At 70.8% G+C, this 18,605-nt stretch carries 14 protein-coding genes and 1 pseudogene; 9 read left to right on the top strand and 6 right to left on the bottom strand.

The genetic code is table 11. The features are described from left to right. The first annotated feature begins 46 nt into the window (after window positions 1–46). Genes AC07CM_RS37160 through AC07CM_RS37175 form a run of 4 tightly spaced genes read left to right on the top strand, consistent with a single transcriptional unit; the run spans window position 47 to window position 4,461 of the window. Entirely contained in the window at window positions 47–1,123 is a 1,077-nt protein-coding gene (locus AC07CM_RS37160) for a hypothetical protein (protein ID WP_478880914.1), read from the top strand. 14 nt (window positions 1,124–1,137) lie between these two features. Then, window positions 1,138–2,307: a toxic anion resistance protein gene (locus AC07CM_RS37165; RefSeq protein WP_478880915.1), complete on the top strand. Its 1,170-nt coding sequence runs from the start codon at window positions 1,138–1,140 to the stop codon at window positions 2,305–2,307. Then, complete coding sequence (locus tag AC07CM_RS37170; protein WP_478880916.1) at window positions 2,304–3,848, top strand: vWA domain-containing protein; 1,545 nt, start codon at window positions 2,304–2,306, stop codon at window positions 3,846–3,848. The genes AC07CM_RS37165 and AC07CM_RS37170 overlap by 4 nt, the downstream gene beginning before the upstream one ends. Further along, window positions 3,835–4,461 (top strand): hypothetical protein, encoded by a 627-nt coding sequence (locus AC07CM_RS37175; protein ID WP_478880917.1) that lies wholly within the window; start codon window positions 3,835–3,837, stop codon window positions 4,459–4,461. The genes AC07CM_RS37170 and AC07CM_RS37175 overlap by 14 nt, the downstream gene beginning before the upstream one ends. 185 nt (window positions 4,462–4,646) lie before the next feature. Here AC07CM_RS37175 and AC07CM_RS37180 read toward each other — a convergent pair whose 3' ends face one another. Then, window positions 4,647–6,470 carry a phosphoenolpyruvate carboxykinase (GTP) gene (locus tag AC07CM_RS37180; protein ID WP_478880918.1) on the bottom strand — a complete coding sequence of 608 codons (1,824 nt, stop codon included), beginning with the start codon at window positions 6,468–6,470 and terminating at the stop codon, window positions 4,647–4,649. Between the two features lie 291 nt (window positions 6,471–6,761). Between AC07CM_RS37180 and trhA the strand changes: the two genes are divergently transcribed. The 5 genes from trhA (at window position 6,762) to AC07CM_RS37205 (ending at window position 10,935) form a co-directional block, all read left to right on the top strand. Continuing rightward, window positions 6,762–7,475, top strand: a complete 714-nt coding sequence (trhA, locus tag AC07CM_RS37185; protein ID WP_478880919.1) for a PAQR family membrane homeostasis protein TrhA — start codon at window positions 6,762–6,764, stop codon at window positions 7,473–7,475. 107 nt (window positions 7,476–7,582) lie between these two features. Then, complete coding sequence (locus AC07CM_RS37190; protein ID WP_478880920.1) at window positions 7,583–9,151, top strand: MFS transporter; 1,569 nt, start codon at window positions 7,583–7,585, stop codon at window positions 9,149–9,151. A 5-nt stretch (window positions 9,152–9,156) separates the two neighbouring features. Continuing rightward, window positions 9,157–9,789 (top strand): TetR/AcrR family transcriptional regulator, encoded by a 633-nt coding sequence (locus AC07CM_RS37195; RefSeq protein WP_478880921.1) that lies wholly within the window; start codon window positions 9,157–9,159, stop codon window positions 9,787–9,789. A gap of 33 nt (window positions 9,790–9,822) precedes the next feature. After that, complete coding sequence (locus tag AC07CM_RS37200; RefSeq protein ID WP_478880922.1) at window positions 9,823–10,554, top strand: Mut7-C RNAse domain-containing protein; 732 nt, start codon at window positions 9,823–9,825, stop codon at window positions 10,552–10,554. A 48-nt stretch (window positions 10,555–10,602) separates the two neighbouring features. Further along, window positions 10,603–10,935 (top strand): hypothetical protein, encoded by a 333-nt coding sequence (locus tag AC07CM_RS37205; protein WP_478880923.1) that lies wholly within the window; start codon window positions 10,603–10,605, stop codon window positions 10,933–10,935. Here the strand turns inward: AC07CM_RS37205 and AC07CM_RS37210 are convergent. From AC07CM_RS37210 to AC07CM_RS37230, 5 genes and pseudogenes are all read right to left on the bottom strand, one after another. Beyond that, complete coding sequence (locus AC07CM_RS37210) at window positions 10,919–13,324, bottom strand: galactose oxidase-like domain-containing protein (protein WP_478880924.1); 2,406 nt, start codon at window positions 13,322–13,324, stop codon at window positions 10,919–10,921. The genes AC07CM_RS37205 and AC07CM_RS37210 overlap by 17 nt on opposite strands. A gap of 31 nt (window positions 13,325–13,355) precedes the next feature. Then, window positions 13,356–14,528, bottom strand: a complete 1,173-nt coding sequence (locus AC07CM_RS37215; protein WP_478880925.1) for a glycosyltransferase — start codon at window positions 14,526–14,528, stop codon at window positions 13,356–13,358. Next, on the bottom strand, window positions 14,525–16,177 hold the full coding sequence (locus AC07CM_RS37220) for an ArnT family glycosyltransferase (RefSeq protein ID WP_478880926.1): 1,653 nt from the start codon (window positions 16,175–16,177) through the stop codon (window positions 14,525–14,527). The genes AC07CM_RS37215 and AC07CM_RS37220 overlap by 4 nt, the downstream gene beginning before the upstream one ends. After that, window positions 16,174–17,442: a glycosyltransferase gene (locus AC07CM_RS37225; RefSeq protein ID WP_478880927.1), complete on the bottom strand. Its 1,269-nt coding sequence runs from the start codon at window positions 17,440–17,442 to the stop codon at window positions 16,174–16,176. Before AC07CM_RS37225 ends, AC07CM_RS37220 begins: the two co-directional genes overlap by 4 nt. Window positions 17,443–17,656: 214 nt before the next feature. Beyond that, window positions 17,657–18,496 (bottom strand): annotated as a pseudogene (locus AC07CM_RS37230) (YyaL domain-containing protein); the annotation flags it as partial. Window positions 18,497–18,605: the final 109 nt, after the last annotated feature.

Consider the following 18,605-nt stretch of genomic DNA (forward strand, 5'->3'; position numbering starts at 1 on the left):
CCCGGGGCACCGGGGAACTTGGAGTTCCGCGAGCACGCTCCCCGGCGTGAGACGTATCGCGGGAATCGTCCTCGCGGTTCTGCTGATCGGTGGCGTGGTGGCCGCCGTCGTCGCGGGCCGGCATGGTGAGGACAAGGGCACGGCAACGAAGACCGTGCGTGGAGTGATCGGATCGGAGAAGGCCGACTTCTTCGCCGATCCCGACGTGGTGAAGGCCCTCGCCGCCAAGGGCTACACCGTCAAGGCCGAGGCCTCGGGTTCCTGGGCCATGGAGGGTCTCGACCTCAAGGGCTACGACTTCGCCTTCCCCTCCAGCCAGGCGCCCGCCGATCAGCTGGCCGCCAAGTACCACGTGCGGGAGCCGTTGCCCCGGCCCTTCTACTCGCCCCTCGTGGTCGTGGCCCACCACAGCGCCGCCGATGTGCTGGCGGGAAACGGGCTGGCCACGCTCGGCGGGCGGAGCCGGGGCACGCTGAAGATGGCCGCCTTCCTGGAGGCCGCCCGGCACGACCGCACCTGGCAGCAGCTCAAGGGGGCGTCGAAGCACGGGGAGTTGACCGGCACCCTCTACATCACCAGCACCGACCCGGAGTCCTCCAACTCGGGCGCGCTGTACCTCGCCGCCGCCTCCTACGTCGCGAACGGCGGCAAGGTGACCGCGAGCAAGGCGGACATCGACCGCACCGCACCCCTGCTGCACAAGCTGGTCAGTGTCCAGGGCGCCCAGCAGTCCAGCACGGACGCGGTCTTCCGGGACTTCGTCAGCGGCGCCGGGAACCCGCTGGTGCTCGTGTACGAGTCGCAGGTCGCCTCGCTGCTCGCCGAACAGCACACCGCGGACGACCTCGTGGTGCTCTACCCGGACACCACGGTCAACAGCGACCACACCGTCGTACCGCTCGACGCGAACGGCCGCGCGCTCGGGGAACTCCTCGGCACCGACCCCACCCTGCGTCGGCTGGCCGTCCGGCACGGGTTCCGGCCGCAGGGCGACGCCGCCGAGTTCGTCACGGCCACCGCGGACCACACCGCCTACCTCAACCAGAAGCTGACCGGCGTCCGGCAGGCGCCCGTGCCCACCTCCGCGGTGCTGCACGAGATGGCCCGCCGGGCGCGCGGATGACGGGGGACCATCGCATGAGCAGCACCGACAACGAGTTCACACTCACTCCGCCCGAGGCGGTCACGCCCGTGCCCCGGGACAGGGCCGGCGGGCTGGTGCCCGTCGAGGACGGTGTGCGCGCCGACACGGCCCGCAAGGCCGCCGCCTACGTCGAGGGGCTCGCCTCGCTCGACAGCCGCTCGCCCGAGTTCGCGGGCAAGGTCGGCGAGATCACGGCCCTCGGCGCCGGGGACATGCGCACCGCCGCCGCGCAGTCCAACCGCATGCTGGAGCGTGCGGTGCGCAGCCTGCCCGACAAGGGCGGGGACGCCCAGTCGAAGGTCGCCGGCTCGCTGGTGGAACTGCGCCGGGTGGTCGAGGACCTGGACCCGCGCGACCTGCCGGCGAGCAGGGGCCGCAAGTTCCTCTCCAAGCTGCCCGGCGGCAACAGGCTGCGCGACCACGTCGCCAAGTACGCCTCCGCGCAGGGCACGCTGAACGGGATCGTGGGCTCGCTGCGCGGCGGCCAGGACGAACTGCGCCGCGACAACGCCGCGTTGCAGACCGAGCGGGTCCGCCTGTGGGAGACGATGGGCAGGCTCCAGGAGTACGTGGTCCTCACCGAGGCCCTCGACGCCGCCGTGGAGGAGCACATCGCCCGGGTCACGGACCCGGAGCAGGCGGACACGCTGCGCGCCGACGTCCTCTTCCCGGTCCGGCAGAAGCACCAGGACCTGCTCACCCAGCTCGCGGTGTGTGCGCAGGGCTACCTCGCCATGGACGTCGTACGCCGCAACAACGACGAGCTGATCAAGGGCGTCGACCGGGCGGCCACGACCACCGTCTCGGCCCTGCGCATCTCCGTGATGCTGGCCTCCGCCCTGGACAACCAGAAGAAGGTCGTCGAGCAGGTCAACGCCCTGCGCGGCACCACCGAGGACCTCATCCGGGCCAACTCCGAGATGATCTCCACACAGAGCGGCGAGATCCAGCGCATCGCCGCCGACCCGGCCGTCGGCGCGGAGACGCTGCGCTCGGCGTTCCAGCAGATCTACCGCACGCTGGACGCCATCGACACCTACAAGGTGCAGGCGACCGAGGCGATGGCCTCGACGGTGCGGTCCCTGACGGAGGAGCTGCAGAACGCGAGCGCCCATCTGGAGCGCAGCCGGTCGCAGGGCGCGCTGGAGGGCGGACTCGCATGACGAGACGGACCTCACGCGCACTGGCTCTCGTCGCGACGACGGCCGCTCTCCTGACCGCCTGCTCGGCCGGGGAGCACAAGGACGACGCCACCGCCCCGAAGCCCGGCACCCTCCGCATCCTCGCCTCCAGCGAACTCAGCGACATGACCGCCGTCTTCGACCGCGTCCGCAAGGACACCGGCGTCACGATCCGCCCCACCTACATGGGCACCCTGGACGCCGTCGACCTGCTCGCCAGGGGCAGGACGGACGGGGCGTACGACGCGCTGTGGCTGTCCTCGGACGACTATCTGCGGCTGCGCCCCGAGGCGGCGAGGAAGGTGGTCTCCGAGACGCCGGTGATGTCCAGCCCGGTCGCCGTCGGCGTCAAGCCGGCCACCGTACGGTCTCTCGGCTGGAAGCCGGACGCCGTCACCTGGTCCCAGGTCGAACAGGCCGTGCAGGACGGGAGACTGACCTACGGCATGACCGACCCGGAACGCTCCAACTCCGGCTTCTCCGGCCTCGTCTCGGTCGCGTCGGCCCTGTCCGGCGCCCAGTCCGCGCTGACCGACGCGGACGTCGCCAAGGCGACGCCGAGGCTGAAGGAGTTCTTCAAGGGCCAGAAGCTGACGTCGGGTTCGTCCGGCTGGCTGGCGACGGCGTACGAGCGGCGCGGTGACGTCGACGCCCTGCTGAACTACGAGTCCGTCCTCAAGGGCATCCCGGGTCTGACCGTGATCCGCCCCCGGGACGGTGTGATCACCGCGAACTACCCGCTCTCCTCGCTCGCCTCGACCGACGCCCGCACCCGTGAGGACGTCCGCAAGGTGGCGGACGACCTGCGCACCGACGCCGTGCAGCGGCTGATCACCGAGACCACCCACCGCCGGCCGGTCGTCCCCTCGGTGCCACCCGCCTCCGGCCTCGACACCAGCCGGCGCCGCGAGCTTCCGTTCCCCGGCAGCCGTTCGGTCGCCGACGGGCTCCTGGACTCCTACGAGAACGAGCTGCGCCGCCCCTCCCGCACCGTGTACGTCCTCGACACCTCCGGCTCGATGGAGGGCGGCCGGCTGGCGGCGCTGAAGAAGGCGCTCGCCGGTCTCACCGGCGACTTCCGCGACCGCGAGGAGGTCACCCTGATGCCGTTCGGCTCGGGCGTGAAGAGCGTACGGACGCACGTCGTGGACCCCAAGGACCCGAAGGCCGGTCTCGACGCCGTCCGGAGGGACACCGACGCCCTCGAGGCCGACGGGAACACCGCGATCTACACCTCCCTGGAGAAGGCGTACGACCATCTCGGCGCCACCCGTGACACGTTCACCTCGATCGTGCTGATGACCGACGGCGAGAACACCACCGGAGCGAAGGCCGGGGACTTCGACGGCTTCTACCGGCAACTCACCGGCGCCCGGCGGGACATCCCCGTCTTCCCGATCGTCTTCGGCGACTCCGACCGCTCCGAGCTGGCGCACATCGCCGACCTGACCGGCGGCCGCCTCTTCGATGCCGAGAGCGGCTCGCTGGACGGCGCCTTCGAGGAGATCCGTGGCTACCAGTAAGGTCCTCGGCTATCTCGAGTCCCGCAAGAACCTCGCCGGCGGCGCCTGCGGGCTGCTCGGCCTGGTGCTGACCTTCACCGGGGTCGCGGGCCCGTACTGGCCGGTCGTGGTCGCCGGACTCTACGGCGCGGGCGCGCTGGTCGCCCCGCCCGAGCGGCCCGCGCCGCCCGACTTCCCGAGCCCGTCGGCCCGGCTGGAGGCGGTGCGCGCCGACTTCGGGAAGCTGGGCGCGTATCTCGCGGACGTCGACCTGCCGCCCGTCCCTGCCGGCCGGCTCGCCGAACTGACCGGGCTGCTGGCCGCGTTGCTGGAGCCCGGCTGGGTCGCCGAGGCGCTCGCCCTGGACCCCGAGGCCGTGCACGCCCTCTCCCGGGCGGTGCGGCAGGACGTCCCCGAGGCCGTCGACACCTTCGTGCGGACACGGTGGTGGACCCGGCTGGCCCCGGGCACCGAGCCGCCCGAACGGCATCTGGAACGGCAGCTCGACCTGCTGCGACAGGAGGCCGAGCGGCTGGCGGCGGGCCTCGGAGAGGCCGAGGCACGCCGCCAGGAGTCCCACACCCGGTATCTGGAGGGCCGGGGCGGGGCGGAGGACGGCGAACTCGGCGCCTGACGTTCTCCGGATCGCCGGGCGTCTTCGGCTGCCCCCTCCGACGGGCGTGAAGATCCCGTGGGCAAGGGCGCACGCGAGCGGGCCCCGCACGTCGTTGTGCGGGGCCCGGGGTTGTCACCACGGCCGGCCGTGACGATCGCTGGTCAGGGCATCCGGACCGGCCGTGGAGTCTTTTCTCGCGGGTCTCAGCCCAGGCGCTGCACCAGCGCGCGGTACTGGTCCCACAGCTCCTTCGGGGTGTGGTCGCCGAAGGTGTTGAGGTGCTCGGGGACGAGGGCCGCCTCCTCGCGCCAGACCTCCTTGTCGACCGTGAGCAGGAAGTCCAGGTCGGACTCGGCGAGTTCGAGACCGTTGGTGTCGAGCGCGTCGCGCGTCGGCAGCACGCCGATCGGGGTCTCGACGCCCTCGGCCTTGCCGTCCAGTCGCTCCACGATCCACTTCAGGACGCGGGAGTTCTCACCGAAGCCCGGCCAGACGAACTTGCCCTCGTCGTTCTTCCGGAACCAGTTGACGTAGTAGATCTTCGGCAGCTTGGACTGGTCCTTGTCCTTGGCCACGTCGATCCAGTGGGCCATGTAGTCGCCCATGTTGTAGCCGCAGAAGGGCAGCATCGCGAACGGGTCGCGGCGCAGCTCGCCGACCTTGCCCTCGGCGGCGGCGGTCTTCTCGGAGGCCACGTTGGCGCCGAGGAAGACGCCGTGGTTCCAGTCGAAGGACTCCGTCACCAGGGGGACGGCGCTGGCGCGGCGGCCGCCGAAGAGGATCGCCGAGATCGGCACGCCCTTCGGGTCCTCCCACTCCGGCGCGATGATCGGGCACTGGGAGGCGGGGACGGTGAAGCGGGCGTTGGGGTGGGCGGCCGGGACCTCGGAGGCCGGCGTCCAGTCGTTGCCCTTCCAGTCGGTCAGGTGGGCGGGCAGTTCCTCGGTCATGCCCTCCCACCAGATGTCGCCGTCGTCGGTGAGGGCGACGTTGGTGAAGACCGCGTTGCCCCACAGCGTCTTCATCGCGTTGGCGTTGGTGTGCTCACCGGTGCCGGGCGCGACGCCGAAGAAGCCGGCCTCGGGGTTGATCGCGTAGAGGCGGCCGTCCTCGCCGAAGCGCATCCAGGCGATGTCGTCGCCGATGGTCTCCACGGTCCAGCCGGAGATCGTGGGCTCCAGCATGGCGAGGTTGGTCTTGCCGCAGGCGCTCGGGAAGGCGGCGGCGACGTACTTGGACTCGCCCTGCGGCGGGGTGAGCTTGAGGATCAGCATGTGCTCGGCCAGCCAGCCCTCGTCGCGCGCCATGACGGAGGCGATGCGCAGCGCGTAGCACTTCTTGCCGAGCAGCGCGTTGCCGCCGTAGCCGGAGCCGTACGACCAGATCTCGCGGGACTCCGGGAAGTGGGAGATGTACTTGGTCTGGTTGCAGGGCCAGGGGACATCCTCCTGGCCCTCCTCCAGCGGGGCTCCGAGCGAGTGCACGGCCTTGACGAAGAAGCCGCTGTCGCCCAGCTCGTCCAGGACGGCCCGGCCCATGCGCGTCATGGTGCGCATCGAGACGGCGACGTAGGCGGAGTCGGTGATCTCCACGCCGATCGCGGACAGCGGGGAGCCGAGCGGGCCCATGCAGAACGGGACGACGTACATGGTGCGGCCCCGCATGGAACCGCGGAACAGGCCCTGCTCACCGGCGAAGATCTCCCGCATCTCGGCGGGGGCCTTCCAGTGGTTCGTCGGGCCGGCGTCCTCTTCCTTCTCGGAGCAGATGAAGGTCCGGTCCTCGACGCGGGCGACGTCGGTCGGGTCGGAGGCGGCGTAGTAGGAGTGTGGGCGCTTGATCGGGTCGAGCTTCTTGAAGGTTCCCTTGGAGACGAGCTCCTCGCTCAGTCGCTCGTACTCGGCCTCGGAGCCGTCACACCAGACCACGCTGTCCGGCTGGGTCAGTTCAGCGATCTCGTTGACCCACGAGATCAGGTCCTGGTGGTTGGTGGGGATGACGGTGGGAGCCGCGATGTCGCGCGCCACGATTGCTCCTAAAAGAGGGATTTTTGTCTTGTCGCCCCGTGGGGGCCGCGACCCGGATGCTTCACGGTGTTGACCTTTGGCGCTCATCCGGTGCCGACCGCACTCATTTGATCATCCGATTCTAGTGCCCATCTGTCCAGAGGGCATCACAGGTGAGCGACGTGACGAATCCCACGGTTTCCGTGATTCTTTGCGTGCACGTGGAGTTCAACAGAAGGACTTTTTGCGTTACTCGCCCTCACCAGGGCGCGCTGACGCGCGACTTACGGGGTCGTAGGTACCATGCCCCGCATGACTGCGTCCGCCCCCGACGCGCCCAGGGACACGCCGGCCGCCGGCCGCGGTCCCGTCGCGCTCTCCCTGCCGCATCCGGTCAAGCCCAGGCTCCGCGGCTGGCTGCACCTCGGCATGTTCCCGGCCGTGCTCGTCGCGGGCCTCGTGCTCACCGCCCTCGCCGACTCCACCCGGGGCCGCATCGCCTGCGGCATCTACGTCCTCACTGCCTGCCTGCTCTTCGGCGTCAGCGCGCTGTACCACCGGGGCAACTGGAGCCCCCGGATGGACGGCGTGCTGCGCCGCCTCGACCACGCCAACATCTTCCTGATCATCGCGGGCACCTACACGCCGCTGACCATGCTGCTCCTGCCCGGCGCCAAGGGTCAGTGGCTGCTGTGGGGCATCTGGGCCGCGGCCACCGCGGGCATCGTCTTCCGCGTCTTCTGGGTCGGCGCCCCGCGCTGGCTCTACACCCCCTGCTACCTGGCGATGGGCTGGGCGGCCGTCTTCTTCCTGCCCGACTTCATGCGCAGCGGCGGCATCGCCGTCCTGGTGCTGGTCATCGTCGGCGGTCTGCTCTACAGCGCCGGGGGCGTGGTGTACGGCATCAAGCGCCCGAACCCCTCACCGCGCTGGTTCGGCTTCCACGAGGTCTTCCACTCCTTCACCCTCGCCGCGTTCGTCGTCCACTACGTCGGCATCTCCCTGGTGGCGTACCAGCACACGTAAACCCTCCCCGCCCCCATGGCCACGGCTCCCGAGCCGTGGCCATTTTCGTACGCCCGAAAGCCCCTCGCTGTTGACAGTGAGTAGATTTTGACAGCTACGCTCATTTCATGGTTACTGTCACGCACTTGGACGAGACGCGGCGCGACTCCCGCCGCTGGTGGGCCCTCGGGGCCCTGGTCGCGAGCATGCTGGTGCTCGGCTTCGACATGACGATCCTCAACGTGGCCCTGCCGACCATGGCGGAGCAGCTCGGCGCCACGACCGGTCAGCAGCAGTGGATGGCGGACGCGTACGTCGTCGTCTTCGCGGCCCTGATGCTCCCCGCGGGCCTGCTCGGCGACCGGTTCGGACGGAGGCTGATGCTGGTCACCGGGCTCGTGGTCTTCCTCGCCGGATCGCTGGTGGGCGCCCTGGCCGGGGACGTGAACCTGGTGATCACGGCCCGCGCGGTGATGGGCGTCGGCGCCGCGCTGATCACACCGCTGGCGATGTCCGTGCTGCCGTCGCTGTTCACGCCCGAGGAGCAGGGCAGGGCCATCGGCCTCGTCTCCACCGGCTCGGCGCTCGGCCTACCGCTCGGTCCGATCGTCGGCGGCTGGCTGCTCGACCACTTCTGGTGGGGCTCGGTCTTCCTGATCAACGTCCCGATGGTCGCGATCGGCATCCTCGCCTGCCTCTTCCTGCTCCCCGAGACCCGCGACCCCGCCTCCCCCGAGGTCGACACCCTCTCCACCGCGTTCACCGCCGCCGGACTCGGCGCCCTCATCTACGGGATCATCGAGGCCCCCGACCGGGGCTGGACCGACCCGCGGACCCTCGCCGTGTTCGCCGCGGCCGCGGTCCTGATCACCGGGCTGGTGCTGCGCTCGCGCCGGGTCCGGCGCCCCATGCTGGACATGAACCTGCTCGCCCACCGCGGCTTCCTGCTCAACACCGTCGCCGCGACCCTGGTGATGTTCGTGCTGTCCGGCCTGATGTTCGTGCTGCCGCCCTACCTCCAGGCAGTCCTCGGCAACGACACTCTCGGCACCGGCGTCCGGATGCTGCCGCTGGTCCTCGGCCTGTCCGTCTCCGCGAAGCTGGCCACGCCCGTCGCCACCCGCTTCGGCGCCCGGGCCTCGGTCAGCGCCGGCCTGGTCGTCCTCGCCTTCGCCGCCTTCCTCGGCAGCCGTACCACCACCGACTCCGGCTACGGCTTCACCGCGCTCTGGCTCACCGTCGCCGGCCTCGGCTTCGGCTGCGCCCTCGTACCGGCCATGACCGGCGCCCTCGCCACCCTGCCCCGCGACCGGGCCGGCAGCGGCTCCGGCCTGCTCATGACCCTGCGCCAGGTGGGCTCCGCGATCGGCATCGCCCTGCTCGGCAGCCTGCTGGCCAACGCCTTCCGCGACCGCCTCGACGTCACGGGGCTGCCCTCCGGAACCGCCCGCACCGCCGGTGACTCCGTGGTCGCCGCGCACCTGATCGCCGAGAGGACCGGCTCCGCGCAGCTGGCGGCCTCCGCGAACGGCGCCTACGTCCACGGCATGGCCCTGGTCCTGCTGGTGTGCGGCATCGCCGCCCTCGTCTCGGCGCTGCTCGCCGCGGCGTTCCTGCCGGGCACGGCCGCCACCGCGCGGACCGAGCCGCACAACAACCCGGATGTGGCCACCCCCGTGACGGATGCCGGACAATGACCCCCATGACGGCCGCACGTTCCCCCCTCTCCCCCGCCGACCGCCCCCAACCGGGCCTGCGTGAACGCAAGAAGATCAAGACCCGTGAGGCCATCCGCGCCGCCACGTACGCGCTGGTCAAGGAGCAGGGGTACGACGCCACGACGATCGAGCAGATCGCCGAGCGGGCCGAGGTGTCGCCGTCGACCGTCTTCCGCTACTTCCCGACCAAGGAGGACATCGTCCTCACCGACGAGTACGACCCCCTGATGGTCGAGGAGTTGCGCGCCCGGCCCGTCGGCGAGCCGTGGATCGACTCGCTGCGGCACGTGGTGCACAAGGCCCTCGACGCGATGACGGAGGAGGACCCCGAGGTGCTCCGGATGCGGGCGCACCTCGGGGCCCAGGTCCCTGCCGTCCGCTCCCGCATGTTCGAGAGCATGTCGGAGACCGGGCGGCTGCTCCGCGGAGCCCTCGCCGAGCGCTCCGGCCTGGACCCGGACAGCCTCGAGGTGCGCGTCTACGCGATGTCCCTCATCGGCGGGCTGATGGAGGTCAACATGTACTGGCCGGAGAACGGCTTCGAGGGCGACCTCCGCGCACTGGTGGACCGGGCCCTCGACGTCCTGGAGCGCGGCCTGCCCACCGAAAACCCCTGAGCCCGGCGCCCTCCGCCGTGCCATCCTGACAAGATGAACGGTCCCGAGATCCACGTCGAAGTCGCCTCCGAACTGCACCTGTTCGTGCCGCCCGCCCGGCGCTCGGCGGCCGCCGGCCTCACCACGGACGGCGTCTCGACGCTCGGGCACGTCATCGAGTCCCTCGGGGTCCCGCTGACCGAGGTCGGCGCCCTGGTGGTGGACGGCCGCGAGGTGCCGACCTCCCACATCCCGGCGGCCGGCGAGTCGGTGAGCGTCCGCCCGGTCCCCCGCCCCCAGCGGGTACCCGGCGCCCCGCTCCGCTTCCTCCTCGACGTCCACCTCGGCACGCTCGCCCGCCGGCTGCGACTGCTCGGCGTGGACACCGCGTACGAGTCGACCGACATCGGCGACCCGGCGCTGGCCGCCCGCTCGGCGGCGGAGAAGCGGGTCATGCTCAGCCGCGACCGGGGGCTGCTGCGCCGCCGCGAGCTGTGGGCCGGCGCCTACGTCTACAGCACCCGCCCCGAGGACCAACTGCACGACGTCCTCGACCGCTTCGCACCCGACCTGCACCCCTGGACCCGCTGCACCGCCTGCAACGGCCTGCTCGGACAGGCCACCAAGGAAGAGGTCGCCGCCCAGCTCAAGGGCGGCACCAAGCGGTCGTACGACGTCTTCGCCCAGTGCACGGAGTGCGGCCGGGCCTACTGGAAGGGCGCGCACCACGACCAGCTGGAGGCGGTCGTGGAGCGGGCGTTGAGCATGCGTACCCAGGGCGGCTGAGTACCGGAGCCGATCCTCCGGGGCCGCCCGGAGCGGTTGGCTGGGTCCATGACGACAGCGCACCCCGTACGGCCACCGGCTCCCGGCCGCGCCCTCACCCGGTGGTCGGCGTGGGGCCTCGCCCTGCTCATCCCGAGCGTGTTCCTCGCGGCGATCGCCGCGCTCAGCACCGAGCGCGGCAGCCGCTGCGTCACCCACGACGAGTGCCCCCAGGTCCCGGGGGCACTCGTGTACGGCAGTCTCCTCGCGGCCGTCGGCGCGGGCCTCGCGGTCCTGCTCTGGCCGCGGCGCAGATGGACCGCCGGGCGGACCTGGGCCGTGGCGCTCCAGTGGAGCGCCCAGGTCCTGCTGCTCCTGCTGATCCTCAGCTACGGCGGCTGACGTCACCCTTCCCGCAGGCCACCCCGTCACGGTTCCGGTCCAGACCCAGCGGGTCGTCCCCGCCGTTGACCTTCAGCCGGCCGTAGTGGTTCTGCTTCAGCCAGGTGCAGCGGGCCGCGGCCGTCTTCTTCACCCGGGCCGGGAAGACCGTCGGCACGCACACGTTGACCGAGCCGTAGTGCCGGTCGCAGCCGGAGATCGTCGGGCTGACCGGCTGCGACGTCTTCTTCCTGCCGGGCCCGGCGACCTTGCCGGACAGCGAGTCGGCGAAGGAGTGGACGTGCGGCGAGGCGGCGGAGGCGCTCAGCGCCGCCGGACCCGACAGGTGCACCCACTTGGCGACCGACGGCACCCCGTTGGCGTCCACCGCGAAGAGCATGTACCAGCCGGGCGGGGCCAGGTTGGGATTGCTCGTCACGTTCAGGTCGACGTTGTTGCCGCTCACCGAGAGCGGCAGGTCGACGAAGCGCTGGTTCGGGTCGGAGGAGTGGGTGACCGCGGCCGGGCGGATCAGCTCGGCCTTGGCGATGGGCCGGTCCACGGTGATCCGCTGCGTGTCGCCGTACTTCCACTCCTGGTTGATCACCGAGGTGATCGTCGGCCGGGTGCCCTTGTACAGGTAGGGCGGGGTGTAGATCGACACGTTGTGGTTCCAGGTGCCGTTGCCCGGGTTGTCGCCGGTGGCCATCACGCGGCCGTCGGGCAGCAGGAACGCCGAGGAGTGGTAGCCGCGGGACTCGGGGTCGGCGGCCACGGAATCGAAGGTGTTGGTGCCCGGGTCGTAGATCGAGGACTCGTACACCGGGTTGGCGCGGTTGTGCAGGGCGCCGCCCGTCTCCAGCACCTTGCCGTCGGGCAGCAGAACGGCGGAGACGTACATCTTGCCCTGGGCGCCGGTCTCGGCGACCTTGCCGTTACCCAGGTCGACGGTGCCCTGCGGCAGCGGCGGCCCGGCGACGTACGACGGGTTGGCCTGCTTGAGGTCGATCAGGTCGGTGAGCCGGTTCGCGTCCGGATTGGAGTCGATGTTGCCGCCGCCGAGGGTGAGGACCTTCTGGTTCTGCGCCGGGGGCAGCAGCACGCTCGCCGACTGGTCCCGCTGGTCCTTGTTCTGCAGCCCCGGGATCTGCGTGATCGTGTTGGCGCCGTAGTCGTAGACCGCCGAGCCGGTGCCCGGGATGTTGTTTCCGAAGACATGGCTGCCCGTGTAGAACAGCCGGCCGTCCTGCATCAGGATCATCGACGGGTACAGACCCCAGTACGACCACGTCTGGTTGACCTGCCACAGCGCCAGCCACTTCTGCTGGGCGTCCGACCAGTACTCGGCGGTCACCGAACCGGTGGAGTCCTCGCGCAGCCCGCCGAAGGAGATGACGTCGCCGTTGCCCAGCTCCGTCGCCGACGGGTACCAGTGGCCGTCGTTGAGGTCGTTCGTCTTGCTGTAGGTCTCGGTCTTCGGGTCGAAGATGTACGAGTCCTTGAACCCCTCGTAGCCGTGCCCGCCCGCCACCGGATAAGCCTTGTTGCCGCTCATGACGAGCACCCGCCCGTCCTGGAGCTGCACGTGGCCCGCGCAGAACATGTCCTTCGGCGTCGGGATGACCTTGTAGGTGCCCGTCGCCGGGTCGTACAACGCGGAGGTGAACGTGCCCGCGTTGAAGTTCTCCTCGCTGTTGCCCGAGCCGGCGATCAGCAGCACCTTGCCGTTGTTCAGGACGACGGAGTGCATCGAGCGGACCGGGTTCTGCGTCGGCAGCACCGACCAGCTGCCGTCGGCGCACTGGGCGTTCGTGCCGGTGCACTGGGCCGGCGGGACCACGTCCGGGACCTGGTCCATGGTGTAGTCGTCGGTGGTCGCCGAACCGGTGCCGTAGACGGAGACACCCCAGGTGATCCGGTCGGTGCCGGCCGGTACCTCCGGGGTGCGGACCTTGGCCCGCGTCCAGGCCGACGCCATGTCCAGGGTCTTGAGATCGGTCCAGTACTGCCAGCCGGCGGTCGTGTCGTGCCGGAACAGGGTGATGCCGGCGTCCGGAGTGGTCGTCTTGTACCAGAGGCCCAGGTCGTACTGCTTGCCGGCGGTCACCACCGGCGCACAGGTGGTGGACTCGGTGATCAGCGCCTTGCGGTCGCCGTCGACCCGGCGGGTCAGCGTGACCTTCATGGCCTTGGTGCCGGAGTGGGCGCCCGACACCGTGGCGAAACTGAAGTCGTTGTTCCCCCACCCGGACTTCTCCCAGCAGTACGGCATGCCGTCCGTACCGGCGGTCTCGAAGCCCGGGTTCTTCACGAGGTTCGCGGCCACCGCCGCCTCGGGCGAAGTGAGGAGCAGACCGGCGGTCAGGGCCCCCACCCCGACCAGCGCGGTCCGTCTGCGATGTCTGCTCACACGGCTCTCCTTGCGGTCGTACGACTGTGCTTCATTGGGTGGACGCAGCGGCGCGGCGGCGTCGCGGGAGATACACCAGCGCTTCCGTCCCGACGAAGCGCAGGACGAACGTCATGACCAGCGCGAGCGCGGTGGCGGGCAGCGCGCCCATCCCGAACCGGTCGACGAGCAGGGCGATCAGCGGGATGCGCAGCACCAGGTCCGCGTTGGCGAGCAGCGCGAACCGGCCCAGCCGGTCCCACCAGCGGCGATGCCCCCGCCGGTCGCGGAACAGCAGCTGCTCGATGAGCACGAAGTTCCAGGCGACACCGAGCTGGTTGGCGAGGATCTCCGAGGGCACGTAGTGCAGGCCGAGCACGGTCAGCGCCCACAGCCCCACGAGGTTCGGCACGAAGCCGCTCGCCCCGATCAGCCCGAAGCCGACCATGCGGGCCACGGGCGAGGCGGTGCGCAGCCCGGCCAGGTGACGCAGGAAGCGGAAGCCTTCCTGCGCGCTCGACTTGGACTCCCCGGCGAACCGGTCCTGGAAGACGAACGGCACCTCGGCGACCTGCCGGGGGCGGCTGCGTACCGCCAGCTCCAGGAGGATCTTGTAGCCGAGCGGCTTGAGCACGTCCGCGGTGACCGCGCTGCGCCGGATGGCGAAGAAGCCGCTCATCGGGTCGCTGATGCCGTGCAGCCGACGCGGGAACAGGGCCTTGGTGAGCCAGGTGGCGCCGCGTGACACGGCCACCCGGTAGCTGCCGGCGAGCCCGGCCCGGCTGCCGCCCTTGATGTACCGGGAGGCGACGACGAGGCCGGCGCTCGACCGCTCACCGGTCGCCACCAGCTCCGGCACCAGGGAGGGCGGATGCTGGCAGTCGCCGTCCATCACGACGATCCACTCCGAGGTCGCCGCCCTCAGCCCCTCGACCACCGCACCGCCCAGCCCGCCGACCGGCTCCTCGCGGTGCAGCACGGCCACCGGGAACGGACAGTCCTGTGCCGCCTCCCGGATCACCTCGGGGGTGTCGTCGGTGGAGTCGTCCACGAAGACGACCTCGCAGGGCAGCCGCGCGGGCACCGACTCGGTGATCCGGTGCAGCAACTGCCGGATGTTCGCCGACTCGTTGAAGGTCGGTACGACGATGGTGACCGCGCCGGGCTCGGCGACCTCCGCGGCGTCCAGGCCCGGGGCCGGGACGGTGTACTCGTGGCTGCTCATCGCGCGCCTCCCGCGGCTGCCGTCCGGATCTGCCGGATCTCGATGCGGTCTTCTCCGGTGCCGAAGGTGGCGACCGGCTCGGAGTGCCGGATGGCCGCCCTGACGTTGGGCAGGTCCCGGGCGTCACGACGGACGGTCGGGGAGGCGACGACGTAGTCGAGGTCCCGCCAGCCGTGCGGCATCGTCCTGGTGACGGCCGGGTCGAGGTCCGCCTTGTAGAACCAGATGGCGCCGAGCCCGGGCCGGTATCCCTCGTGCACGAGGTCCAGCCAGAGCGCGTCGTCCACCAGGACCCGGGTCGCCTCCGGTTTCTCGACCCGCGTGCCGAGCCAGGCCGAGGCCTGCCGGTAGGGCTTGTTGGCGTCCGCGGTGAGGGCGGTGCGGTCGCCGTCGTACCAGTGCGGTACGACGTAGGCGCCGGCGGCGAGCGCCAGTACGGCGGCCAGCGCGTACCGGGCCCCGGTCACGTACCGCCTCTCGCCCGTGCCCCGCCACCTGCGCAGCGCCGCGTGGGCGACGGAGGCGGTGCCGCCGGCGAGGACCAGCGCGAGGAAGGGCAGGGCGCCGATGACGTACATGGCGGGCAGATAGCCGTTGGGGCGCAGGGCCACCGCGGCCAGGATCGCCACCGTCAGGGCCGGTCCGGCGAGGGCGCGCGCGGTGACCGACCAGCGCCAGGTGACGATCAGCAGCACGGCTCCGGCCAGACCACCGAGGGGCAGCACCCGGTCGTAGTACAGCCAGGAGTGCAGCACGCCGTACGAGCCGGAGGAGCTGTCCAGGATGAAGCCCGAACCGGGCCTGGACATCTGGTACTTGATGCCGTCCCACAGCGAGACGTGGCCGCTGCCCGGGAACAGCTCGCCCTTCAGCAGGGCGAACAGCGGGTAGGAGAAGCCGATCAGGGAGCAGGCGGTGACGGCCCCGGTCAGGGCGAACTTGCGGGTGTCGCGGTGACTGTGCCGCCACATCGTGACGAACAGGGCGGGCAGGACGACGAGCATCGTCTCCTTGGTGAGCACGCCCGCCGCGGCGGCGAGGCCCGCGCCGAAGTGGTGCCAGAGGTGCCGGCTGGGCGAGGCCGCGAGGCAGAACGCCAGCAGCAGCCACATCACCGCGATGTTGTCGAGGAAGATCTCCCGCTGCAGGACCACCGCCAGCGGCGACAGCCCGAACAGGACCATGCCGAGCCCGGCGGCCCAGCGGGGCAGGGAGAGCCGGCGCCCGAGGACGTACACCAGCACGGCGCTGACGGCACTGATCACGAGCATGGTGGCCCGCATGGAGCCGACCGTCATCGAGCCGGGGCTGATCGCCGAGGGTATCCAGCTGAGCAGGGCGATCTGCACCCAGCCGAGCGGCGGATGGTCGTACCAGTACGTGTAGTGGGCCAGGCCCTTGCCCTGCTGGACGGCCCAGGCCTGCGCGAGGTAGGTGCCCTCGTCGTCGCTGAGGGTCGGGTAGTCGGCGATGTTCCAGCCCTGGACCACGAGGATCGCCACGAGCAGGAAGCCGCACAGCAGCAGGTCGGAGCGGGAGGAGCGAAGTCGCCGCGGCGGGCTCGTTCGGCCGATCGAACGCTCCTGGGGCGCAGGCTCGCGCTGCGCGGGGACCTCTGGAGCGGTCACCGCGGGAAGAGTGGAGGTCACGCGGGAACGTCCTCTCGGATCGGCTCGGCCGCGGTGAGGTGCGCGCCGACGTGCGTGGTCAACTCCCAGTCGTTGCGGCCGCGTTGCTCGCGCCACACGGCGCGGATCGCGGCCCCGGCGAGGAGGACCTGGTAGAAGGGGCCGCCCACGACGAGCTTCACGTAGTGCACGAAGCGGACCCGGAGCCCGTACTGCTTGCCGAAGTCGTGCAGCCCGACCACCTCGAAGACGAAGGTGACGGCGGCCGTGACCAGTGGCAGGAAGGTGAGGAAGGCGACCCCGACGGGCACGTCGAGGAAGAGCGCGACTGCCGCGTTGAGCGGGATGACCACGCCGGAGAAGGCCTGCAGGAACGGCGTCATCAGCGTGTACCGGGCGAGCAACCGCTGCCGCAGAGCCGGCAGTTGCTTCCAGTCCTTCTTCCGGTACACCTGCAGGAAGCCCTGGTTCCAGCGGGTGCGCTGCTTCAGCAGCGACATCAGCGAGCCCGGCGTCTCCTCACGGGTGACCATGTCGGAGTCGTAGGCGACGACGACCTTCTTGCCGACGCTGGACAGCCGCACACCCAGGTCGCAGTCCTCGGCCAGGCAGTCGGGGTCCCAGCCGTCCGCTTCCCTGAGGACGTCGGTCCGTACGAAGACGGTGTTCCCGCCGAGCGGGATGAACCCCTTCTGCGCGTGCAGATGCAGCCGGGAGCGGAACCAGAAGAAGTACTCCAGGCAGTTGCGCAGGCTGTACCAGCTCGAGTGGAAGTTGATGAGCTGGACCCCGCCCTGGACCACGTCCGCGCCGGTCGTCCGGAACGCGTGGTCGACATGGGCCAGCAGCTCGGGGTGCACCTGGTCCTCGGCGTCGAAGACCCCGACGACATCGCCGCGGCAGTGCGGCAGCGCCGTGTTCATGGCCTTCGGCTTGTTCTTCTTCTCGTGGGTGTCGACGACGACACGGACGCGCGGGTCGCGTTCGGCGGCCCGCTCGGCCACCGCCGTGGTCTCGGGGTCGTCGTGCCCCACGATCACGATGATCTCGAAGTCGGTGTGTGTGGACTCCAGCAGCCGCTGGATGGTGTGGTCGAGCACGGCCTGCTCGTGGCGCGCGGGCAGCAGCAGCGAGAACGACACGTGCTCGTCCCCGTCCGGTCTGCTGAACCGGGTGGAGGCCAGCACCTCGGGCGTGCGCCACGCGTGCATCTGCCACCACAAGGTGAAGGCCGCCATCCAGAACAAGGCCAGCGAAACGGCAGCGATGAAGACAGACGTCAGCAAAAAGATCCCCCCAGATCCCCGATACCCCCAGCGACGCAACGGTGAGTGACACCCGTAACGGCGCTGTGGAGAGACTAAGGGGGATCTGTGAAGCGTGGGAGCTCTTCCGATAAATAACGTGTTTCGGAACGGTGGTGCGGGTAGCGGGATCTATCCGAACAGGTGCTCACATTTGGACAGTTCGAAACCCCCGCTCCCCGTGCGTTTCCGCCGCTCAGCGGGGGTTGAGCGCCACGCCCAGCCGTTCCGGGTCCGTCGTCGGCGCATCACATGTGAAGTTACGGCAGATGTACGCCGCCGGTTCACCCCCGACGAGCGGACGATCGGCGAGCAAGGGGAACTCGTCACTGTCCGGAGTCCCGACGGCGACTACAGCTCCCGGCGCGGTGCCCAGAAGTGCCGTACGGTGCAAGGCCGTCGTCCGCTCGTCGCCGAGCGACGGTCCGACGATCGCGACCTCCTTCGGCCCGTCGAGCAACGCCTCCGCGGCAGCCAGCCCCCACCCGATGAACCGCGGCACCCGCGGCCCGAGCGCCTTGACGACGCCCAACGCCCCTTCGGCGGCGCTCCGGTGAGCCTCGGAACCGGTGTGGGCCGCGTAGCTCAGCAGCGCGCCGGCCGCCGCGGTCCAGCCCGACGGCGTGGCGTTGTCGGTGGGATCCTGGGGCCGCCGGATGAGCCGCTCGGCGTCGGAGGCGGTGTCGTACAGGGCGCCGCTCGCGGGGTCGGTGAAGCGGGCCGTCACATGGTCCAGGAGCAGCCCGGCGAAGTCGAGCCAGACGCCTTCCCCGGTCACGGACGCGAGCGCCAGGAAACCCTCGGCGACATCGGCGTAGTCCTCCAGGACGCCCGCGTTGGGCCCCACTCGACCGTCCCGGCTGGTCCGGGCGAGCCGGGCATGCTCGTCGAGATGCACCCGGACGAGGAGATCGGCGGCGCCGACGGCGGCATCGACGAGGTCGGGCCGGCCGAAGTACGCCCCGGTCTCGGCGAGCGCGGCGATCGCGAGCCCGTTCCAGGCGGCGACGACCTTGTCGTCCCGGCCGGGGGGGGGGGGGGGGGGGGGGGGGGGGAAGGGGGGGGGGGGGGGGGGGCGCCCCCCCCCCCCGTTTCCTTTTTTCCGGGGGGTGCTCCCCGCTTCCCCAACCCCTTTCCCTCTTCCA

The sequence above is a fragment of the Streptomyces sp. NPDC044061 genome, assembly GCF_056434305.1.